Source organism: Globicatella sanguinis NBRC 15551 (assembly GCF_001552295.1).
GTDB classification, from domain to species: Bacteria; Bacillota; Bacilli; order Lactobacillales; family Aerococcaceae; genus Globicatella; species Globicatella sanguinis.
This window is the reverse complement of sequence record NZ_BCQX01000016.1, coordinates 1-20776: the sequence shown is the minus strand read 5'-3', so window position 1 is coordinate 20776 and position 20776 is coordinate 1. Positions and strand designations below refer to the sequence as shown.

16 protein-coding genes are annotated in these 20776 nt (G+C 35.2%); 12 read left to right on the top strand and 4 right to left on the bottom strand.

Annotation, left to right across the window (positions count from 1 at the left end):
* Positions 1 to 2 precede the first annotated feature (2 nt).
* From GSA01S_RS02455 to GSA01S_RS02430, 6 genes are all read left to right on the top strand, one after another.
* The gene (locus GSA01S_RS02455) at positions 3 to 1856 is read left to right on the top strand and encodes a heavy metal translocating P-type ATPase (protein WP_066124502.1); all 1854 of its coding nucleotides are present in this window, start codon (positions 3 to 5) and stop codon (positions 1854 to 1856) included.
* Between the two features lie 20 nt (positions 1857 to 1876).
* Complete coding sequence (locus GSA01S_RS02450; RefSeq protein WP_066124500.1) at positions 1877 to 2104, top strand: heavy-metal-associated domain-containing protein; 228 nt, start codon at positions 1877 to 1879, stop codon at positions 2102 to 2104.
* 12 nt (positions 2105 to 2116) lie between these two features.
* Complete coding sequence (locus GSA01S_RS02445; protein WP_066124498.1) at positions 2117 to 2410, top strand: hypothetical protein; 294 nt, start codon at positions 2117 to 2119, stop codon at positions 2408 to 2410.
* Between the two features lie 372 nt (positions 2411 to 2782).
* A complete protein-coding gene (locus GSA01S_RS02440; protein ID WP_066124494.1) occupies positions 2783 to 3448 on the top strand; it encodes an ABC transporter ATP-binding protein in 666 nt (221 codons plus the stop codon).
* A complete protein-coding gene (locus tag GSA01S_RS02435; RefSeq protein ID WP_066124492.1) occupies positions 3441 to 4223 on the top strand; it encodes an ABC transporter permease in 783 nt (260 codons plus the stop codon). The genes GSA01S_RS02440 and GSA01S_RS02435 overlap by 8 nt, the downstream gene beginning before the upstream one ends.
* Before the next feature lie 829 nt (positions 4224 to 5052).
* The gene (locus GSA01S_RS02430) at positions 5053 to 6897 is read left to right on the top strand and encodes a heavy metal translocating P-type ATPase (RefSeq protein ID WP_066124490.1); all 1845 of its coding nucleotides are present in this window, start codon (positions 5053 to 5055) and stop codon (positions 6895 to 6897) included.
* Positions 6898 to 7355: 458 nt separating this feature from the next.
* Here GSA01S_RS02430 and GSA01S_RS02425 read toward each other — a convergent pair whose 3' ends face one another.
* Positions 7356 to 8669 carry a general stress protein gene (locus GSA01S_RS02425; RefSeq protein WP_066124489.1) on the bottom strand — a complete coding sequence of 438 codons (1314 nt, stop codon included), beginning with the start codon at positions 8667 to 8669 and terminating at the stop codon, positions 7356 to 7358.
* A gap of 904 nt (positions 8670 to 9573) precedes the next feature.
* A complete protein-coding gene (trpS, locus tag GSA01S_RS02420; protein ID WP_066124487.1) occupies positions 9574 to 10560 on the bottom strand; it encodes a tryptophan--tRNA ligase in 987 nt (328 codons plus the stop codon).
* A 510-nt stretch (positions 10561 to 11070) separates the two neighbouring features.
* Between trpS and spxA the strand changes: the two genes are divergently transcribed.
* The 4 genes from spxA (at position 11071) to pepF (ending at position 15551) form a co-directional block, all read left to right on the top strand.
* Positions 11071 to 11469, top strand: a complete 399-nt coding sequence (gene spxA, locus GSA01S_RS02415) for a transcriptional regulator SpxA (RefSeq protein ID WP_066124485.1) — start codon at positions 11071 to 11073, stop codon at positions 11467 to 11469.
* Between the two features lie 401 nt (positions 11470 to 11870).
* On the top strand, positions 11871 to 12599 hold the full coding sequence (locus GSA01S_RS02410; protein WP_066124482.1) for an adaptor protein MecA: 729 nt from the start codon (positions 11871 to 11873) through the stop codon (positions 12597 to 12599).
* Positions 12600 to 12648: 49 nt separating this feature from the next.
* Complete coding sequence (locus GSA01S_RS02405) at positions 12649 to 13695, top strand: competence protein CoiA family protein (protein WP_066124480.1); 1047 nt, start codon at positions 12649 to 12651, stop codon at positions 13693 to 13695.
* A 77-nt stretch (positions 13696 to 13772) separates the two neighbouring features.
* Positions 13773 to 15551: an oligoendopeptidase F gene (gene pepF / locus GSA01S_RS02400; protein WP_066124516.1), complete on the top strand. Its 1779-nt coding sequence runs from the start codon at positions 13773 to 13775 to the stop codon at positions 15549 to 15551.
* Between the two features lie 704 nt (positions 15552 to 16255).
* Here the strand turns inward: pepF and GSA01S_RS02395 are convergent.
* Both GSA01S_RS02395 and GSA01S_RS02390 read right to left on the bottom strand, forming a co-directional pair.
* Complete coding sequence (locus tag GSA01S_RS02395; RefSeq protein ID WP_066124479.1) at positions 16256 to 17053, bottom strand: TlpA family protein disulfide reductase; 798 nt, start codon at positions 17051 to 17053, stop codon at positions 16256 to 16258.
* 15 nt (positions 17054 to 17068) lie between these two features.
* On the bottom strand, positions 17069 to 17710 hold the full coding sequence (locus GSA01S_RS02390) for a cytochrome c biogenesis CcdA family protein (RefSeq protein WP_066124478.1): 642 nt from the start codon (positions 17708 to 17710) through the stop codon (positions 17069 to 17071).
* Positions 17711 to 18308: 598 nt separating this feature from the next.
* Between GSA01S_RS02390 and GSA01S_RS02385 the strand changes: the two genes are divergently transcribed.
* Positions 18309 to 19988 carry a ribonuclease J gene (locus GSA01S_RS02385; protein WP_066124476.1) on the top strand — a complete coding sequence of 560 codons (1680 nt, stop codon included), beginning with the start codon at positions 18309 to 18311 and terminating at the stop codon, positions 19986 to 19988.
* Between the two features lie 14 nt (positions 19989 to 20002).
* On the top strand, positions 20003 to 20605 hold the full coding sequence (locus GSA01S_RS02380; protein ID WP_066124474.1) for an energy-coupled thiamine transporter ThiT: 603 nt from the start codon (positions 20003 to 20005) through the stop codon (positions 20603 to 20605).
* Positions 20606 to 20776: the final 171 nt, after the last annotated feature.

Below are 20776 nucleotides of genomic sequence, written 5' to 3'. Positions count from 1 at the left end.
AAATGAAAAAATGGATTTTAAATCACAAAAATATTCTTATGTTGATACAATTATTACTCATTATTCTTGCTTTTAGTAATCTTTGGTTCTTCAAAATAAGAGATGTCACTGATCTTAGTTTTTTAGTCGCAGGGGTTTTGGGGGTTCTTCCATTATTAATTCAAGCGATTGAATCGTTGAAAGTGAAAGTCGTTTCCATTGATGTCTTAGTTTCTATCGCAGCTATTGGTGCGATCTTCATTCGGAATTTTGAGGAATCAGCGATGGTTACTTTTTTGTTTTTGTTCGGCGGATGGCTTGAATCAAAAACGTTAGCTTTTACCCGTTCTTCCATTAAAGAATTGATTGAAATGGAACCCAAAACGGCATTAGTTTTGCAAGAGAACGGGAAATTTGAAAATAAAGAGATTGATACTGTGGTTGAAAAAGATGTGATCCTTGTGAGAACTGGTGATCTAGTGCCAGTAGATGGCAAGATTATAATGGGGGAGGGGTATCTCAATGAAGCATCAATTACAGGTGAATCTATTCCGTTAAGTAAAGGCGTGGAGGAACATGTGTTTGCAGGTTCAATTTTAGAGGATGGTACCATTCAAATTAAAGCCACAGCCGTTGGAGAAGAAACAACTTTTGGTAAAATTATAGAATTAGTGGAGGAAGCACAGGATTCTAAGTCCTCTGTTGAAAAATGGCTAGATAGTTTTTCCAAAGTCTATACTCCAATTGTGATTGTAATGGCTATTCTCACTTGGCTGTTTACTCGAGATATTGAGTTAAGTATCACGATTATAGTATTAGGATGTCCGGGCGCTTTAGTTATTGGAGTACCAATTTCAAATGTTGCTGGAATTGGTAATGGAGCTCGTCATGGTGTTTTGATAAAAGGATCGCAGATTATTCAAAAACTTGCTAATGCAGATGTTATGATATTTGACAAAACAGGAACATTGACGATTGGCCAACCTGAAGTGGTTGAATCGATGGTTTTTGATGACCATAACCCTCATCATCGAAATTATTTAGCGGCAATTGAATCAGAATCTGGTCATCCTCTAGCAAAAGCACTCGTTCGCTATTTAAAGGTTAACTCACTGCCTAAACTAGATAAAACGCAAGTTATTAAAGGGAGAGGGATAGTTTCAATAATTCATGGTCATAAAGTAGCAGTAGGAAATTTGGAATTGATGGAATCAGAAGTCGATGAAATATCTGAAGTAGTCTTATCAAAAGTTCAACAATTCGAAGCAAAAGGTTATTCTATTGTGTTACAAGCTATTTCTGGAAAAATTGTAAGTATTTATGGTATTCGTGATCAAATTCGTCCAGGAATTAAAACTGAATTAGAGAAAATGAAAACACTGGGTGTTAAGGAGCTAATAGTCGCTTCTGGAGATAATCAAGGAACGGTTGACATCGTTGCACAGGAGTTGGGATTAACTAAAGCTATCGGACATTTGTTGCCAGAAGATAAGGCTAATTATGTGAAGTCATTACAAGCAAAAGGTAAAACAGTGGTTTTTGTAGGTGACGGGGTCAATGATGCACCTAGTTTGGCATTAGCTGATATAGGGATAGCGATGGGGTCTGGAACGGAGGTCGCCATTGAAACGTCAGATATCGTTTTAGTAAAATCCGATATTAACCATTTAAATCACGCATTAGGATTGACGAAAAAAACATCTTGGAATATTAAACAAAATATAACAATTGCCTTGTTAGTCGTGTTTATCTTGATTTTGATGTTATTTAGAAGTACATGGATGAATATGGCGGTTGGGATGTTTATCCATGAAGCATCTATATTATTGGTTATCTTAAATGCAATGCGGTTGATAAATTATCGTTTAAAAAATTAATATAGAAAGGAATATTCACAATGAAACAAGCAATATTTAAATTAGAAACATTAACCTGTCCGACATGCGTAAGTAAAATACAAGCAGCGATCAATTCGTTTAAAGGTGTTGACCAATCAAGTATAAAAGTGTTATTTAATTCAAGCAAATTAAAATTTAATTTTGAAGAGACAATAGTTGAAGTGGAGATAATTAAAGAAAAAATTGAAGCGATGGGATACCAAGTATTAGATATCAAATTAAAATAAGGAGCAATAGTCATGTCAAAATTAAGTGTTTTCCTATTAGAAAATGAAGAACAGATGAATTTATACACCCAAGCAATTTCGAAAGTGCATGTAAAAATTCATCCAGAAGTTTTAGAAATCCAAAAATTTTACCAAAGTATTTTGCAGAAAATAAAAAATGGGACGGTGGATGTTTCCTATGAATTTAGACGATTAGATGAGATTACCAACCACTTTTCAACTCCAAAAGATGTATGTCAAACTTATGAGGCTGTGATTGAATTTTTAAAAGAAGCATTTTATTTTCATAATGATTTAGTAGGTTAAATTATAAAAATCAATATGTGAAAGAATAATGTTATTTAGTTGGAGTTTGGCATAAAGAGTGTCACGCAAGTTGATATATTATAGATTGTTTATAAAATTGTTCTTCATATAACTTCAAATTGAGTTTAAGAGTTAGTACAATTAGACTATTTAATAATATTGGCGTTTCAATTATATTGGAACTGCAGGGGCTTTACTGTGGTTATTTCACTTAATTAAAAGAAATAGTGAAAATTAAACTATTATAATCAACTCGCTTGACTTATAGTCGGTAAAAGTATTTAATAGAGTGTATAAGGTTATTTAGAACTATTATAATTAAAATAGTTTATAACGTACAACTTAAGAATATTAGGTGTAAGGAAGGTTTTTATGACAACGATTATTAAAGTCGATAATTTGTCAATTGCCAATGAAAGGCAAGCGATTATCAATCAGTTATCATTTGAAATACAACAGGGAGAATTTGTTTCCATTACGGGTCAATCAGGGAGTGGTAAGAGTACTGTCTTAAAGTTTTTAGCTCAATTAAATGACCCCACTTTGAAAGTGAGTGGCAGTTATCATTTATTAGGAAAAGATGTCAATGACTACTCACCGATTGAATTGCGTCAAATTGTTTCTTATTTTTATCAAACACCGAGTTTATTCGGTGATACGGTACGTGATAATTTAGCTTTTCCTTACGAAATTCGTCATGAAGAATTTGATGAACAACGTGCGATTGAAATGTTAAACAATGTTGACTTATCGCATAGTTTTTTAGATAAAAATATTAAATCTTTATCTGGAGGCGAACGTCAACGGGTTGCCTTGATTCGTAATTTAATGTATCCTTCGAAAGTCTTGTTATTAGATGAAATTTCAAGTGCATTGGATTTTAATACGCGACAAATTATTTGGTCATGGCTTGAAAAGTATCGTCAAGAGCATGATGCTACCATCTTAATGGTCAGTCACTTAGATGAAGAGCATGAAATGACAGACCGTAAAATTGAAATTGTGAAATTAGCGGAAGGAAGTGATGTTAATGAGTAATAATTTACAAGCATCACCATTGTCATTAGTCTTAGCCTTTGTCTTTGTGTTAATGGCGATTGGTATTTCATATCGTGAGAAATTAAAATTAGAAAAAGAAATTGTCTGGGCTGTTATTCGAATGATTGTTCAATTAGTAGCCGTAGCTTATGTTTTAGGTTATGTCTTTGAAATGGACAATTTTTGGTTAACGTCAGGTATGATTTTAGTGATTGTGATTAATGCCTCTGTCAATGCCGCTAATCGTGGTAAAGGATTAAATAAACCTTTGTTGGTTTCCTTTGTTGCACTTGCTTCGACGACTGTTTTAACATTATCGATCTTAGTCTTGTCTGGAAACTTGAAATTTATCCCGTCACAAATGATTCCCATTACCGGGATGATTGTCGGTAACTCGATGAAATCAGTTGGGTTAGTTTACTCAAATTTATTCCAATTCTATAAAGATCAAGAACAAGCGGTTTTAGAGAAAATTTCTTTAGGTGCTAATCCTTATCAAGCTTCTCATAAGGTGATTCAATTGACGATTAAAAATGGGATTCAGCCAACTGTCGATGGAATTAAAACGACAGGTATTGTGAGTTTACCTGGGATGATGTCGGGGTTAATGTTAGCGGGTGTCGATCCTTTAAAAGCGATTGTTTATCAAATTATGGTGATGTTTATGATTATTGGCGGTACTTCTTTTGCGATGATCATTGCGACGTATTTATCTTATCGTTCTTTCTTTAATGATCGTTATCAATTAAATACTCGCTTAAGAGAAATGCAATAATGGTAGTGAGACAAAAGACTAGCTTGAAGTGTTTATTTAAATCATGTGTGTAATAAGTACTAGAGTAGGCTTGCATTAGCGAATTCAAGTCCTTAGTCCTTGGTAGATTTATTAATAGAGGCGTTGGGGTTGTTGATAGCATTAGCGAATTCAAATCCTCAATCCTAGGCGGATTTATTAATAGAAACGTTTGGGTTGAGCGATATGAGCGAATGCAATCATTCAACCCTGAGACACTAATTGGGTCGAAAAATATATTATTGGCTTGCATTAGCGAATTCAAGTCCTTAGTCCTTGGTAGATTTATTAATAGAAACGTTTGGGTTGAGCGATATGAGCGAATGCAATCATTCAACCCTGAGATACTAATTGGGTCGAAAAATATATGATTGGCTTGCATTAGCGAAACCGAGGTATTCTAATCAGGTTGATGTAGCTGGATAGTGATTAATTAACGAAAATCTTGTTAATCGTTTTGAAGTTAGCTAGCTAGTGTAGGTATTAAAATAAGTTTAACAAAGAAGAGGTTGGGCAAAAACTTTTTAAATTCTGCTCTGACATATTTGTTTACTTAACCGTTTTGGGGTGGCAGTGGTAGCCCAATGATTATTTTGGCTACTGCTAGCCACTCTTTCTTTTGCTAACTTCTTAAACCAGTTTCTTAATTGTTATCTTTACATTAATTATAATTATTCTAAATAAAAACGTTTACAACCCTTGAATTATTGTTCGGATGTATTTATAATGAATATAAATAAGAAATTATTTTTTATTATTTAGTTGTCGTAAAGATAAGGTCGTTTTTGTTTAAATGAAAGGTTGAGGAACGATGTTTAAATTTTTAACTAGCTCGATGCAAGGACGTTTTCTAATATTTGGTGTGATTGCTTTAGTATTAGGTTTTATTACGATGGGGATGAACCCCGTATTAAGTAAAATCTTATTCTATATTTCAATCTTTTTCTTAGGTTTTTTTGCTACTAAACACGCGATAACAGATACTATTAATGATAAGAGATTAAATGTTGACTTATTAATGGTGCTAGCAGCTTTAGGGGCCTGTTTAATTAATTATGAATCTGAAGGGGCATTATTATTATTAATTTTCGCTATCTCAGGTTTGATGGAAGAATATGCCGATGGGCGTTCAACTCGTGCAATCGAAGAGTTAATGTCACAAGTTCCAAAAACGGCGCAATTGTTATTACCTAATGGAGAAACTAAAGAAGTATCGGTTGATGAGTTAAAATTAGGAGATACGATTGTAGTGGCAAAAGGGGCTCAAGTGCCGATTGACGGCAAAATCGATCGTGAATCTAATTTCAATGAGGCTGCTTTAACAGGTGAATCGGTACCGGTTAGTAAAGTAGTAGGGGATGATGTGTTTGCGGGTACTATTAACTTAGGTGACTCCGTTCAGATGGAAGTTACCAAATTATCGCATGAAACACTGTTTTCCAATATTATTCATATGGTTGAAGAAGCAGAACGTCGTCCGTCTAATATTTCTAAATTTATTGATCGTATTGAAAATAAGTATGTCATTGCGGTCTTAATTGCAGTGCCGATTTTTATTTTGATTTTAATGTATGGAAGAGGTTTAACTTTCCAAGAATCGTTTTATCGGGGAATGGTGTTTTTAACGGTTGCGAGTCCATGTGCTTTGGTCGCTACAGCAACACCGGCTACGTTAGCAGCAATTTCAAATGGTGCTAGAAATGGTATTTTATTCAAGGGTGGAGCAGCCATGGAAGCTCTATCGACAATGGATATGTTATTTTCTGATAAAACCGGTACGTTAACGTATGGTAATTTTGAGGTGGTTGAAGCACAATTGCCCGAAGAAGTCATTGCAGAAGTTGTTTATATGGAACAGTCTTCTTCGCATCCAATTGCCAAAGCGATTGTGAAGCATTTTAGTAATATTTCGTTAGAATCGGTCGATCAAGCGATACCAGTAAAAGAAATTTCTGGATCAGGGCTGGAAAAAGGTTCAATTCGCGTAGGTAAACCAAGTGACTTTATGGATTATGCTGACCCTAATCATTATTTAGAAGCACTGCAAACAGGTTTAACGGCGGTTATGGTAGCGCAAGGTAACGAAGTCGTGGGTTACATTACTTTAGCGGATAAAATTCGTGAAGAGTCGAAAAATGCAGTAGCTAATTTTAGCGAAGAAGGCATTGATGTGGTCTTATTAACAGGGGACAATGAGCAGGTTGCGTCTTTAGTTGCTGATGAGATTGGAATCGAACATTATAAAGCGGGCTTATTACCAGAAGATAAAATTCAATATGTCTTTGAAGAACAAGAGAAAGAACATGTTGTTGGTATGATTGGTGATGGGATTAATGATGCACCAGCATTGGCCAATGCTAATATTGGGATTGCGATGGGCTCTGGTTCGTCAGTAGCCATGGAATCTTCTGATGTCGTCATTGTTAAAAATGATTTATCAAAATTATTTTATAGCTTTAAACTAAGTCAAAAATTAAACAAATTAATCTTACAAAATGTTATTTTTGCTGTTGGAGTGATTATTACTTTAATTATCTTAAATATCATCGGTATTTTACCTTTACCATTAGCAGTCGTTTTCCATGAAGGCTCAACGATTCTAGTTATTTTAAATGGCTTACGATTATTAATGGACAAACCAGATGAAAACAAATGAAGTATTGAATCAAAATAAATAATTCCATACTAAAATTAATACATCATTGTCAATACTTTATATCAAATAAGACGAGTTATACCCGGAAGTGATTCTTGCTACTGCGTATGACTCGTCTATTGTTTTCATAACATGGGTGCGGCTATTGAGTTGATTTCATCTATATGATGAGTGTAACTTTTATGTCATCTATCGTAAAATCTAAAATAGGATTGGAAATTTGATACAAACGTGAATAGGTTTTATAAAATATGATAAATTATCGAACTTTATTTTAACTCAATAACCAGGTCATCGTAAACGATGTGATTCTTTCTACACCCATATTAGTGAATCATAAAATTAGATAGTACTACGCCTCATCGATAGTTAAAGTGGAAGGGGCATAGTCGATGCTAAACCACTGTCACTTGAATAGCAAAGTTTCAGGTTCATCATCTAGAGGGTTCGCTTTTCAATCAAGCATCGAAACGACGATAATCTGTTTCATCTGGTTCAGGTGGGAAAGTATCTTTTTCTAATTGATCGCTATAGCGTTCATGGACAGAATCAGATTGTTGGATCCCTTTCTCCACTTGATTAGCTTGATATTCGGTCATATTTTGGTTCATTCGTCCTAAATAAGGATCATTCGCTGGTCGTTCAGCTGCATCAATCATCGGATCTTCAATGGGTGGATCAACGACTTCGCGATAAGAAGTATCCGTTGGACCATCTATTGGATTAGCATGCTGTTGCTTAAACATTGTTTCATTTGACTGGGTTGCATCATCAATCGGATTGTTTATCGGCGACTGATTGGCATCTTTATCATGAGAATAAGCTTTAAATTCACGTTTATCATCTTGTAAATTCATGGGATCGATGACGCTTTCATCTTCGATCATTTCACGTGTTGGTTCTCCACCAGGATACTCTTCCAATTTCAATGAATCATTGTCATGATTAAATTCATTGGATTGATTATTGACTAACTCAGCGGATTGCCTTTCTGCACGCTCCGCTTTAATTTTTTCGTGCATGAGGGTTTCTTTTGAAAAATCAGTTGTACCGGTTGAGGTTTGTTTAAAGGCATCAGTCTCTTTTTGAGAATGATTGAATGCATTATCAGTACCATCGTGTGCTTTAAAGTTATTTAAATCAAGGGCTGAATCAGATAAGTCATTATTGGTTTTATCACTTAAAGTGTCATTGGTTTTATCGCTTAAAGTATCATCTGTTGTATCGCTTAAAGTATCATCTGTTGTATCGCCTAAGGTGTCTTCTTTACGATAAACGCCTTTCATGCCTGCAGTACGACTCGTGTCGACTTTTCTACCATAGGCTCGCTTAGGTAATTCACCTTCTTCGGATGGAAGCCATTCAGAGTTCGATGTTATTTCTTCTGGTGCATGATCATCTTCGGCAACATTATCAACTGGGTCCAAGTTAATCGGACTCGCTTGGTTTAATAAAGCTTCCTCAACTAAGACGACAATACTACCGTCAGCCACTAGTTCTTGATATTCTTTTAATTGTTCTTCCTGATTAACTTCATTGTCATCGTCTTCGTTGAGGGGGTTAATCATATTAATGATTTTTTGCCACCAACTATCAGACGCTTCATTAGGGTCGACTTCTAAGACATCAACACCTAAATCTAATAAATTATCATACTGACTATTAGTTGCGATAGCCATGTCACTAGAATTAATACCACGATTTTTTAACTCGTCAATTGCTTGTGCAGCTTGTTCATACGTCTCATACGTTCCGTAAATGAATTTTGTCATTTTAATCGCTCCTTTATTTGTATTGGCAATATTACTACTTTTCTTGGACATTAAGACTAAAGTGATGCTTGACTAACGCATATATATAACAATTTAGTAAAGGTTAACTTTTTGCTGACTAAAGCTAACCATAATCAATTATCTAGATTCTAATTGATAATTAAATCGTAACAACTAAATTTTTAAAAGTAAAATGAAACGCTTAGCGTAATTTATAAAATCAGTTCATCTTGAAAACAATTTGGAGGGTTAGCGATTGATTTTATCACGTTTTCATGAAAAGAAAAGCTAAATATTAAATTAAGTATAAGGTGAGCATCCGTAAGGTGCTTTATTGAAATAATTTATTTTAAAATTGTTAATTTAGATAAAATTCAATTGTTTATTTAAATAAGCAGTGTGGAGTAAATAGGAAAGGGCAAGAGAGATAGACAGAAGCAGAGAGTCAAAAGAATCCCGATTCGTCTGCTAACAGGACATCGTAGAGAGTAAGCAAGAAGTAGAAAATCGAATAATTTTCGTTGCGTCTAGAAAACGAACACATTTTTGGGGGAGGCAAGAACTAAAAAATTGAATAATTCTGGGTTAATCTGCCAACTAAGAACAGTCGAGAAGCATAATAATTAGTCATTAAGACTTATTTTGAGTCCACTTAACGCTGCGCTTTTAATTACGACCAATACTTGACTGAATTAATTAAGTTAATGTTTAGTCTCATTTAGTCACCGTTTGAGAACACTGCGCAATCAATTAAATAGAAGAAAGTAAATGGTATACTTAAAGTGTTTCCTAGCAATGATCTAAAATGCCTAACCTCATATCAATGAACAAAAAACTAAAAAACCTCACAAAACCATTCTGTGAGGTCAATTATTTAAAGTAATGGCAGTCACCTAATACCATATTAGTAGCCGATTCCCATTGCTTTTTCCATACGTGCGAGGGTAGCAGACGCTTTTTCGTTCGCACGTTGAGCACCAGTATGTAAGATGTCACGTAGGTCATCACTGACTAATAATTTTCGGTAACGTTCTTGAATAGGTGCTAAAGTATCAACGACTAATTCGGCTAAATCACCTTTGAAACGACCGTATCCAGTGTCACCATAATCTTCTACTAAATCATCAATAGTGCGCCCGCTTAAACTTGAGAAGATATTTAAGAGGTTTGCGACACCGGGTTGGTTTTCTTCGTCATATTTAACGGTTCCTAAAGAATCAGTGACCGCGCCTTTAATTTTTTTAGTAATAGCTTTTGGTTCATCTAATAATAAGATGAAACTTTTTTCGTTTTTGTCTGATTTACTCATTTTTGATAATGGATCTTGTAAACTTTTGACACGACTGCCTGCTTTAGGGAAGATGGCTTCAGGTTTTACTAAGATGTCATCGCCAAAACGAGCATTGAATCGATCAACGAAGTTACGGGTTAATTCAATATGTTGTTTTTGATCATCACCAACTGGCACATATTGAGCATCATATAATATAATGTCGGCTACCATTAATGGAGGGTAGACTAATAAACCAGCACCAACACTTTCTTGTTTCGTAGCTTTGTCTTTGAACTGAGTCATGCGTTCTAATTCACCTAAACCGGTCATACACATGACCATCCATGCCGCTTGTGAATGAGCAGGCACATCCGATTGGACGAAGATATTCGCAACATTTGGATCAATTCCTAAGGCTAAGTAAAGGGCTGCTAATTGTAAGGTTTGTTCTCTTAATTTGACTGGATCTTGAGGCACCGTAAGAGCATGTTGGTTAACAATACAATAAGTTGCGTCATAGTCATGTTGTAAGTCAACGAAGCCTTTCATTGCGCCGATATAGTTACCTAATGTTGGAATTCCTGTCGGTTGAACACCTGAAAAAATTGTTGGTTTCATCAAAAAATCCTCTCTTACTGCTAGTTTATTACATTATTTTTTATTAAATATTTGTTAAGTTTCAAAGGTGCTTATAAATAAATAATATATACAAGTGGTATTAATCACAAATTTGTTTATCAGATTATAAAGCTCTCATTATTTGAAAACACTTTAATTAATAGGCTGATATAATCGTGTTTACAAAGTTCTATAATAATATTAACTATCTTTAATTCAATAGTCAAGTTTAGTCTAATAAAAGAAAATATGCACAAACTTTTTCTGTGAAAGCGCAGTCTGAAAACTTAATAATTATTTAATCTTGTTAATCATTTTCAAAAATTGCGTTGTAATCAATTCTTTCCGGTGTTATAATATTAATAGTTGGTAATATTACTCGTAAACGATAAAGATTATTTTCATGATCTTTTTTAGGTTTTGTGGTGTGTGATAATAAAAGTTTACTTGTAATTGGCGAACCAACGTGTAACTCGTTTCTATCGGAATTGATCGAAAGGATGATCATATATGGTAACATTATACGTTACACCAAGTTGTACTTCATGTCGTAAGGCAAGAGCATGGTTGGAAGAGAATAACATCCCATATCAAGAACGTAACATTTTTACTGAGCCATTAACTTTAAATGAAATCAAAGCTATTTTACGAATGACTGAAGAAGGAACAGAGGACATTGTTTCAACTCGTTCGAAAGCTTATGCTGAATTAAATATTGATATAAGTGAAATGCCCTTGAATGACTTCTTCGACTTAGTTCAAAAAGAGCCAGGTTTATTACGTCGTCCAATTATGATTGATGAAAAACGTCTTCAAATTGGTTTTAATGAGGATGAAATTCGTCGTTTCTTACCAAGGGAAGTTCGTGCTTTAGAATTAGCGCGTGCGCAAGCCCTTGTTAATGAATAAGAATATTGAAATTAGTACCGGAACGTTGTTCCGGCTTTTTTGTGCTTTCTTTTCACTTTTATTATTGTTAAAATGAGACGCTCACCATACCAAGCTAAATGTGTAAGACAAAAGAGGCGTAACGTGAATTTATAAAAAAGTTACCACTTTTTAGTATCTAGATGGTAGAGTTTCGATAAAAATTCTCTTTTTTAATTTTTAGTCCTTTAGAAATAGAAAAAATTTGCTTGGTTAATTTATATAAAATACTATTGAATGGATTTTAATAATTCAAACTTTAGTTTGAGGAAAAAAGCTTGTAATTGGTGGGCTTTATTGCTATTATATTCCCATGCATGTCTATTGAGACCTGTGTTTATCTATTGTATAATTTAGAGTGAAACTAATTGGAGGTGAAGTAGATGGAAATGGAAAGAATTAATGAAAATCTAATTAAGGTCTATATTGACGTTGAGGACTTAGAAGAAAGAGGCATCAACTTTTTAGACTTGATTAGTGATCAAAAGAGTGTTGAAAAATTCTTTTATTCTATCTTGGAAGAGGTTGACGTTGAGCGTCAATTTTATGATTCAGAAGCTATCACATTCCAAGTAATTCCAAGTAATGACGGAATTGAATTATATATCAGCCGTTCAGACTTTGAGGATATTGATAGTCTCTTCGATGAAGAAGTTTTAAAACGAATCCATGGAAGAAGACAACAAAGCGAAGCGGTTACTAATAAAAGGAAAGAAGAACCAGCTATCGAAGACGTTGACGATGAAGACGATGAAGCAACAAAATCACCAGAAAATCTAAGTGATTTACTTTCAGAGGCTTTAGATAAAGCGAAAAACTCAGTCTTGCCTAATCATAATATTGTGCGCTTTGAGGATTTAGATGGCTTTATTAAATTTGCTAGAGAGCAGGTTGATGCGCCAATTCAAGGTGATTTATATTATATGAATAAACACTATTATTTTGTTATCACTAATATTGAACCACTCATTTTAGAAGAAGAGTCAGTTTATGCGATTATGAAGATGAAAGAATTTGGTGAAGGTACCGCTACAACCGTTGCTGTTTTAGAAGAATATGGTGAATTAATTCGTCAAGATGACACTTTGGCTTACTTTGGTAAATATTTATGATAGAAGTAAAACACCCTTTGTTTACGTATTTGTAAGCAGGGGTGTTTATTTGTATGCAGCCATCGATCAAGCCGGTCAACTCATTTATGCTCAAGAAGCCTTTGCTTTACAAAGTACCTTTCATTGTCCTGTTTGTCAGCAACCGGTGATTTTAAAAAGAAGTCGTAAAGGTAATTATTTTTTTGCCCATTTGGTGCAATGTCAGTCCGATAATTCTCAAGGCAGGCAGTTGAAAGGTGAAGGTGCAATTCATCAACAGGGCAAAAGACTGTTAGCCTTAGGCAGTGTTAATTCACAGCTTGAATTTTGGTTACCGACCATTAATCAGCAGGTCGATTGTTGGTATCATGGCGAGCCACCGATTATTTTAGAGTTTCAAAATTCTGTTATTTCATCTCATTTACTTTCGCAACGTCATCAAGCTTATTTATCGATTACGCCTAAAATCTATTGGATTGCCCATTTAAAATATTGGCAAAGCCACCGAGTATCTACTTGGCAACGACAGTTGCTTCATTATCATCCTGATTGGGGATATTATTGGCTTGGGATGGATGAAAAGAAGCGAGTGTTAATACGTTATAGTCAGTTGCCGATTATTTTTTCGCCTCAATCGTGGTACTGCCAGCGTGAGGTGATACCATTGACCAGTGGTTGGCTCAATCAATTTGAACGACAGCTTGGAGGACCTTATTCTTTCAAATCAAAAATCTTAGCACAAGAGAAAGTGCCAATGACTAAGCGTGCCTATCAGCAAAATCCGGCTTATCAAGTTGTGATGCATCAATTACATGAAGCTGGCACAACCATCGATAGGATACCCGATTGGATTTTTCAGTATCAGTGGCAATCTTTTTTAATTGAGACACCGATGTGGATGGTTCTCTCTTTAGTGTGTGCACGGTTGCAACGAGCAAAGCGACCGATAACGGTAATGACGATTCATCAAATTTTAATCGCATTAGTGAATGAAAAGAAGATTAGATTAGCGACTTTACCCTTAATCCAACGATCACCATTGGAAGACATTTGTTCCGCTTTATATCATTGTTTGCTTTTTTATATGAGAAAAAATGACACTATCATTGGAAAGTAAAAGGTCAATGTGATAAAATTTAACCATGTGAAATATAAGGAGGAATTCAAGTGTCAACATTAAAGTCACGTGAAGAGATGAATGAATTATATACCTGGGATTTAACAAGCATGTATGCTGATGACGCGGCGCAAGAAGCGGATGCTGAAGCAGTCAAAGCCATGTTTCCCAAATTAGCTGAATTTAGTGGAAAATTAGCAGAAGGGCCAGAAGTATTAGCAGATGCCTTAGATTTAATTGGCGAAGCAGCGCGTAAAATGTCTAATGTGTATGTTTATGCACACTTAAAAAATGACCAAGATGCTACTAACAGCACCTATCAAGAAATGTATGCCAAAGCAACTCAATTATATGGTCAATTTGGGGAAACAGTCGCTTATTTCGAACCAGAATTGAATACCATTCCTGAAGCTACCTTAACTCAATTTATCGACGAAAATGATCGTTTAAAACATTATCAACAACATTTAGATAATATGGGTCGTGGTCGCGCGCATGTTTTACCACAAGAACAAGAGTTATTATTAGCTCAAGCAAGTGAAGTATTCCAAGGGGCAAGCAATACTTTTGGTTTATTAAACAATGCGGATTTAGTATTTCCAACCATTAAGGATGAAGAAGGCAAAGAAGTTCAATTAACGCATTCTTTATATAGTAAATTTTTAGAAAGTTCTGACCGTCGTGTGCGTAAAGAGACTTTTAAAAAATTCTACTCAGTTTACGATCAATTTAAAAATACGATGGCTTCTATTTTATCAACGAATATTAAAGTGAATAATTATGATGCTAAAGTGCATAAATTTGAATCAGCACGTCAAGCAGCTTTATTTACTAATAATATTCCAGAATCGGTCTATGATACTTTAGTGGACACTGTTAATAAACGTTTAGACTTATTACATCGTTATGTTGGTTTACGTAAAGAGTTATTAGGTCTAGAAGATTTAGAAATGTACGATATGTACACACCTTTATTAGGTGATGCACCGATTAAGATGACTTATGAAGAAGCAAAATCAATTACTTTAGAAGCGTTAGCACCATTAGGAGAAGAATATTTAGCGATTATGCGTGAAGCCTTTGAAGATCGTTGGATTGACTTATATGAAAATAAAGGCAAACGTTCAGGCGCTTATTCTTCAGGGACTTATGATTCGAAACCTTATATCCTAATGAACTGGCAAGATAACGTAAACTGGTTATATACCTTAGTACATGAGTTAGGACATAGTGCCCATAGTTATTTAACACATAAAAATCAACCCTATACTTATGGTAGCTATTCTATTTTCTTAGCGGAAATTGCTTCGACTACTAATGAAAACTTATTAACCGCTTATTTATTAGATAAATATGAAGATCCACAAGTAAGATTATATATTATCAATCATTTCTTAGATGGTATGAAAGGGACTGTATATCGTCAAACTCAATTTGCTGAATTTGAGCATTTTATGTATCAATCTGATGCCGCCGGTCAACCTTTAACTCAACAATTTTTATCAGATAATTACCGTGAATTAAATCGTAAATACTATGGTGAGGCTGTGAACTCTGATTCTGAGATTGCTTTAGAATGGAGCCGTATCCCTCATTTCTACTATAATTATTATGTGTTCCAATATGCAACAGGATTTTCTGCTGCAACGGCCTTTTCAAAAGCGATTTTAGAAGGGCAAGAGGGCGCATTGGATAAATATTTAGGTTACTTAAAAGCTGGTCGTAGCCAATACCCAATTGACATTATTAAAACAGCTGGTTTAGATATGACACAAAGTGACTATATCGATGCTGCTTTAGATGTCTTCGAACAACGCTTAAATGAATTTGAAGCATTGTTAAAAGAAAATAAATAATATAGGTGCTAGAATTTTTAAAGGCTCTACAACTTTCTATGTGAATCCACAAGAGATAGGCTATTTATTGTGGGGTCCACTAAACATTTAGTACGAAAAAAATAAAGATACAGGCTAAGATTCGTTATTGTAATGCGAATTTTAGCCTGTCTTTTTTGCGAGTATTTTTATTTTTTAGTGAGGGTAGAAAAAATCACCAGTACTATTTTAGTAATTTTACAGTGGTAGTAAAATTCTGTTTGGTTTTATTTGAATATTTTATATCTCAGTGTTTGTGCGGTCTCAAGCGACATCTTAATGACTTGTTTGAGACCTATTTCAATTTGCAAGGATGGCAAACGAAGCGTGCATTGTCCGATTGGCTATTCCCAAACTGTACGGGGAGGTCAGACGAAACGAACCTTGTCTGATTGTCTACTTACAAACTGTACGAGGACTGTCAGACGAAGCGTGCATTGTCCAATTGTCTATACCCAAACTGTACGGGGAGGTCAGACGAAGCGTGCATTGTCCGATTGTCTATTCCTAAACTGTACGGGGAGGTCAGACGAAGCGTGCATTGTCCAATTGTCTATACCCAAACTGTACGGGAGGTCAGACGAAGCAAGAATCATGCGATTTTCTACTCTGGCTGAAACCCAAGTGTATAGTGAGAAGTGACGGATTGAAAATGATTCAATAATTACGTCGTCCTTGCCTTTCGTTTATTCTGCAAGTAAACCATCAATAATTTCGATTAATTGTTCTTCACTCATTTGGCCAGGATAGCGATCAAAGCTACCATCTGCATGGACGACAATCGTGTACGGTAAGATGGCAGTTTCGAGTTTGACTTGATTATTAAATCCTAAGTCATAATAAATAGGCATAGTGTAGTTGAATTCTTTTAAATATTCTTTAGCTGCTTCTTCGGTTTCACTTGGTCGTGATAGCGTCGCATTCAACATGACAAATTGAATGTCTTCATGATGTAAGTCGTACTGTTTCTGGAAGTAGGGCATTTCCTCACGACAAGGAGGGCACCAACTGGCCCAAACATTGATAATAGTCGGGCGATCGAGTAAGCGATACAAGGAATATTTTTGGTTATTTTGATCAATAATAACTGTTTCTGGTAAATCAGTATTAATTAGATTTTTTTCTTGAGCCATTTCGGCAATGGTCGTTGTTTCCAGAGTGGTCTCAATCATCGGCAACTCTTGAGTTGTTTGATCAGGGTTAGAATTATAAGTGGCTAATTCGGTAGTGGCTTCATTATTTTCATTTGAGTCAGCTACGGTAGAATTATTATTAGTTTCATTATCCGTTGAGTCAATAGTAGACTGTTCATTATTGTCAGCTGTTGCTTGCTCGCTCACAGATTGCTCAGTTTCAGATGCTATTTGTTGGCTAGAAGTGAGTGGTGACTCTGTTTTAGGTGAAGTTGATAATTGTTGTTGCAAAGTAAAAGCTAAGATAAAAATGAAGACTAAACTAAGTCCTAAGATGGTAAGACGTTTCATAGATTGTTCCTCCTATTAGACCGGTAAAATTTGATAAATATAGCCCGTTGCGATTAATAAGCCAAAACCAATTAATAGTATCGCTGAGATAATTTGAATGAGATGAGTATGTTTTTTGATTTGTTGTAAGACGTCTTTACTTTCATTAATAAATAGTGCACTTAAAATAAAAGGAATTCCTAAACCTAAGGCATAAGTCATCATACGCAGTACCGCTTCTATTTGGTGGTCAGCATTGAGAGCTAAGGCCATAGCCGACGCTAAATAGACACCAACGCAAGGCGTCCAACTTACTGCAAATATCATTCCAAAAATAAAGGGATTGAGTGGTAGTCGATTGGTTTGCATCCCCTTAAATATTTTTTGTGAAAAACGATGACCTAGCAACTGGTCAATACCTAGTAAGACTAATAGCAGTCCGGTCACCACTTGAATTGTTTGGCGGTTAATAATAATAAATTTGCCAATTGTACTAACGAAAACACTCATCGCGATAAAAACGACAGAAAAGCCTAAGACAAATTTTAATGCTTCTATAAATGTTGATTTGGATTCATCTTGAGCAGTAAAATAAGCTAAATATAAAGGAATCATGGGTAACAAACAAGGGGAAATGAAGGTTAAGATACCTTCTAGAAATAGTAATAAATAGGTCATACTAATGGCCTCTTTTCGTTAATTCTTAGATTTCGATAAAATAACAAATCAGATTGTGGAAAAACGTCTGATAATGACGATTAATCGATTAATATGTCATTATTCCTATTGTCTCGTCTATTGTAACAAAGACTGATTGTACCTTAAAGGAAACTGCTCAGTAAAAATATGAAGATAATATCGTTTTCACAAATGCTTTTGCATATATTTACTGTTTTATTACATAACTTATTACTATCAGTAGGATAAATGTGTTATAATTTTAAATAACTAGGATTGGGCATAAACTTTAAAAATTTCGTTTGGTTCCATCTTTTTATCGTACAGTACAGGGTTGAGTTGTCTTAAACTGCGTCTCAAAGAGATTGAGTATAAATTCAATCCAGTGATTGCTCGATAATTAAAAGTGCAGTGGTTGAGTGGTCTTAAATGATGTCCTAAGAAGGTGGGCATAAAGACGAAGCGAAATTCAATCGATTTTCTACTTCTTTCTCACTCCCGACTGTGTGAGGTTGGCAGACGAAGCGAAAATCATTTAAATTTCTACTAATTGCCCATTCTATGAGTTAGACAGTTAAAATATATTTCGAGGTGTAAAATGAGTAAAATAAAAATTATACCCTTAGGTGGGGTTCGAGAAGAGGGGAAAAACTTATACGCAGTTGAGGTGAATCATTCGATTTTCGTCTTAGATTGCGGGTTAGTTTATCCTGAAGAAGAATTATTGGGGATTGATTTTGTTATTCCCGACTTTTCATATTTAATTGATAATAAAGATCGGGTGGTAGGCATTTTCTTAACCCATGGACATGCCGATGCCGTAGGAGCATTGCCATATTTATTAGATGAAATAGATGTTCCTGTTTTTGGTACGGAATTTACGATTGGGATTGCATCTATCTCAGCGAAAGCACGTGGCTTGGCTGATCGTTTAAATAGCTTTTTCCAAATTGATGAGAAAACTGAAATTGAGTTTGAAGACGCAAAGGTTAGTTTCTTTAGAACGACCCATACGATTCCTGATTCTGTGGGAATTGTCATTCATACCGATGAGGGACAAATTGTTTATACTGGCGATTTCCGTTTCGATCCAGCAGCGAGTCCAATGTATCGCACGGAGTTTGGTCGTTTGACAGATATTGGTGAAGAGGGCGTGTTAGCTTTATTAAGTGACTCTGCCAATGCGGAATCAAGTTTTGATAGCATTAGCGATTATAAAGTAGTTGAAGAATTAACGGAAACTTTCACGAATGCACCAGGACGTGTTATTGTAGCGAGTGTAGGTAGTAATATTTCACGGATTCAACAATTATTAGAAGCCGCTTATCGTTCAAATCGTACGATTTTCTTTTCTGGTCAAGAATTATATGACATTGTCGATTTAGCGATTGAATTAGGGAAGATTTCAATTCCAAGCAAGCGTGTTTTAGGTCAAATTAAGCGACTAGATAAAACACCGGACGATGAAGTGTTAATTTTAGAAACTGGTGATGCAGGGGAACCATTAAAAGCTATCGAATTAATGGCTTTAGGCCATCACCGTCAAGTTAAAATTAAACAAGGTGATTTAGTGTATATCGCTTCAACACCTTCATTAGCCTTTGAAACAGCAATGGCTCGTATTAAAGACAGTGTCTATCGTTGTGGCGCAACCGTTGAAGAAATTACCGATAAGGTTGTCATTAGTGGTCATGCAAGCCGCAATGATTTAAAATTAATGATGAGTTTCTTAAAGCCTAAATATATTATCCCTGTTAATGGTGAGTATCGCATGCAACATGCCCATGCGAATGTAGCCAAACAATTGGGCTATGAAGACGATCAGTTGATTATACCAGCAGTTGGTGATGTCATTGAACTATACAAAGGGCGTTTCCAAATTACGCAACAAGTAGAATCGGGGGATGTCTTAGTTGATGGCATTGGCGTTGGCGATATTGGGAGCGTCGTATTGCGTGATCGTCGCATTTTAAGTGAAGAAGGTATTTTTGTGATTGTCGCAACTATTTCACGTCGCTTAGGTCGTGTGTTAGTTGGACCACAAATTACTTCTCGAGGCTTTATCTACGTCAAAGAAAACATTGAAATTTTACAAATGTGTTCAACAATGACTTTAGATATTTTGGATAAACATTTAGCGAGCGAAGACTTTGAATGGAATGAATTAAAACAAGATTTACGCGAGCAAATTGGTAAATATTTATATCAAGAAACGAAGCGTCGTCCGGTAGTCTTACCAATTATTATGGAAGCTTCAAGTTATCAACCTGAAGAATAAGGGAGGGTATTGGAATGAATAAAAGAACCACTCGTTTATTAATGGATGGATTAATCTCAACAGCATTGGTAGCTTTATGGCGGGCGATTGGCTTTGAATGGCAATCAACAGAAAGCCTAGGTGTTACATTAGCCATTGGCTTAGTACCATTAATTTGGTTAGGTCTGCGCCATGGTTCAGCAACGGCAATTGTCTTTGCAGCGATCGCCGGTGCCGTTAATTTAATATTAAGCCGCCCTGAATGGGATTGGATAACCAAGATTTTAACAGAAGTTACTCCATTATTAGCAACAGGAATTGCAGGGGTGTTTGCGAAATATACGCAAAAAACATTGAATAATCGTCGATTATCTTCGACTTATTTAAATATCGTAACGGCTAGCTTATTGGTTTCACTGGTGTATTTTGCATTACGTTATGTTGTCATCCCATTAGTATTGCCAGCTGTAGATGGATTGGCTTTAAATCAATTGCCATTATGGGGTGGCTGGTTAGCTACAACAGTGATTGCTGCGGTAGTCTTAATTTTAATGGCGCGCATCAATCAAAGCTTGATTATTCCTAAGCGTAGTAAATACTTATCTCGTAAAGAAACCTCAAGTCTTTTAAATGACTAATTAAATAATGAGATGCATGATTAAGTATGCATTTTAACCCTAACAAACGTTGAAGTAGGATGATTACCTTGCGTTTGTTAGGGTTTTTGTAGTTTTTAGGAGACTTTGGATGTTTAATCAACTACTCCCTGTTAAAACAGAGAGTTTGTCCTAAACATAGTGGTTGTACAA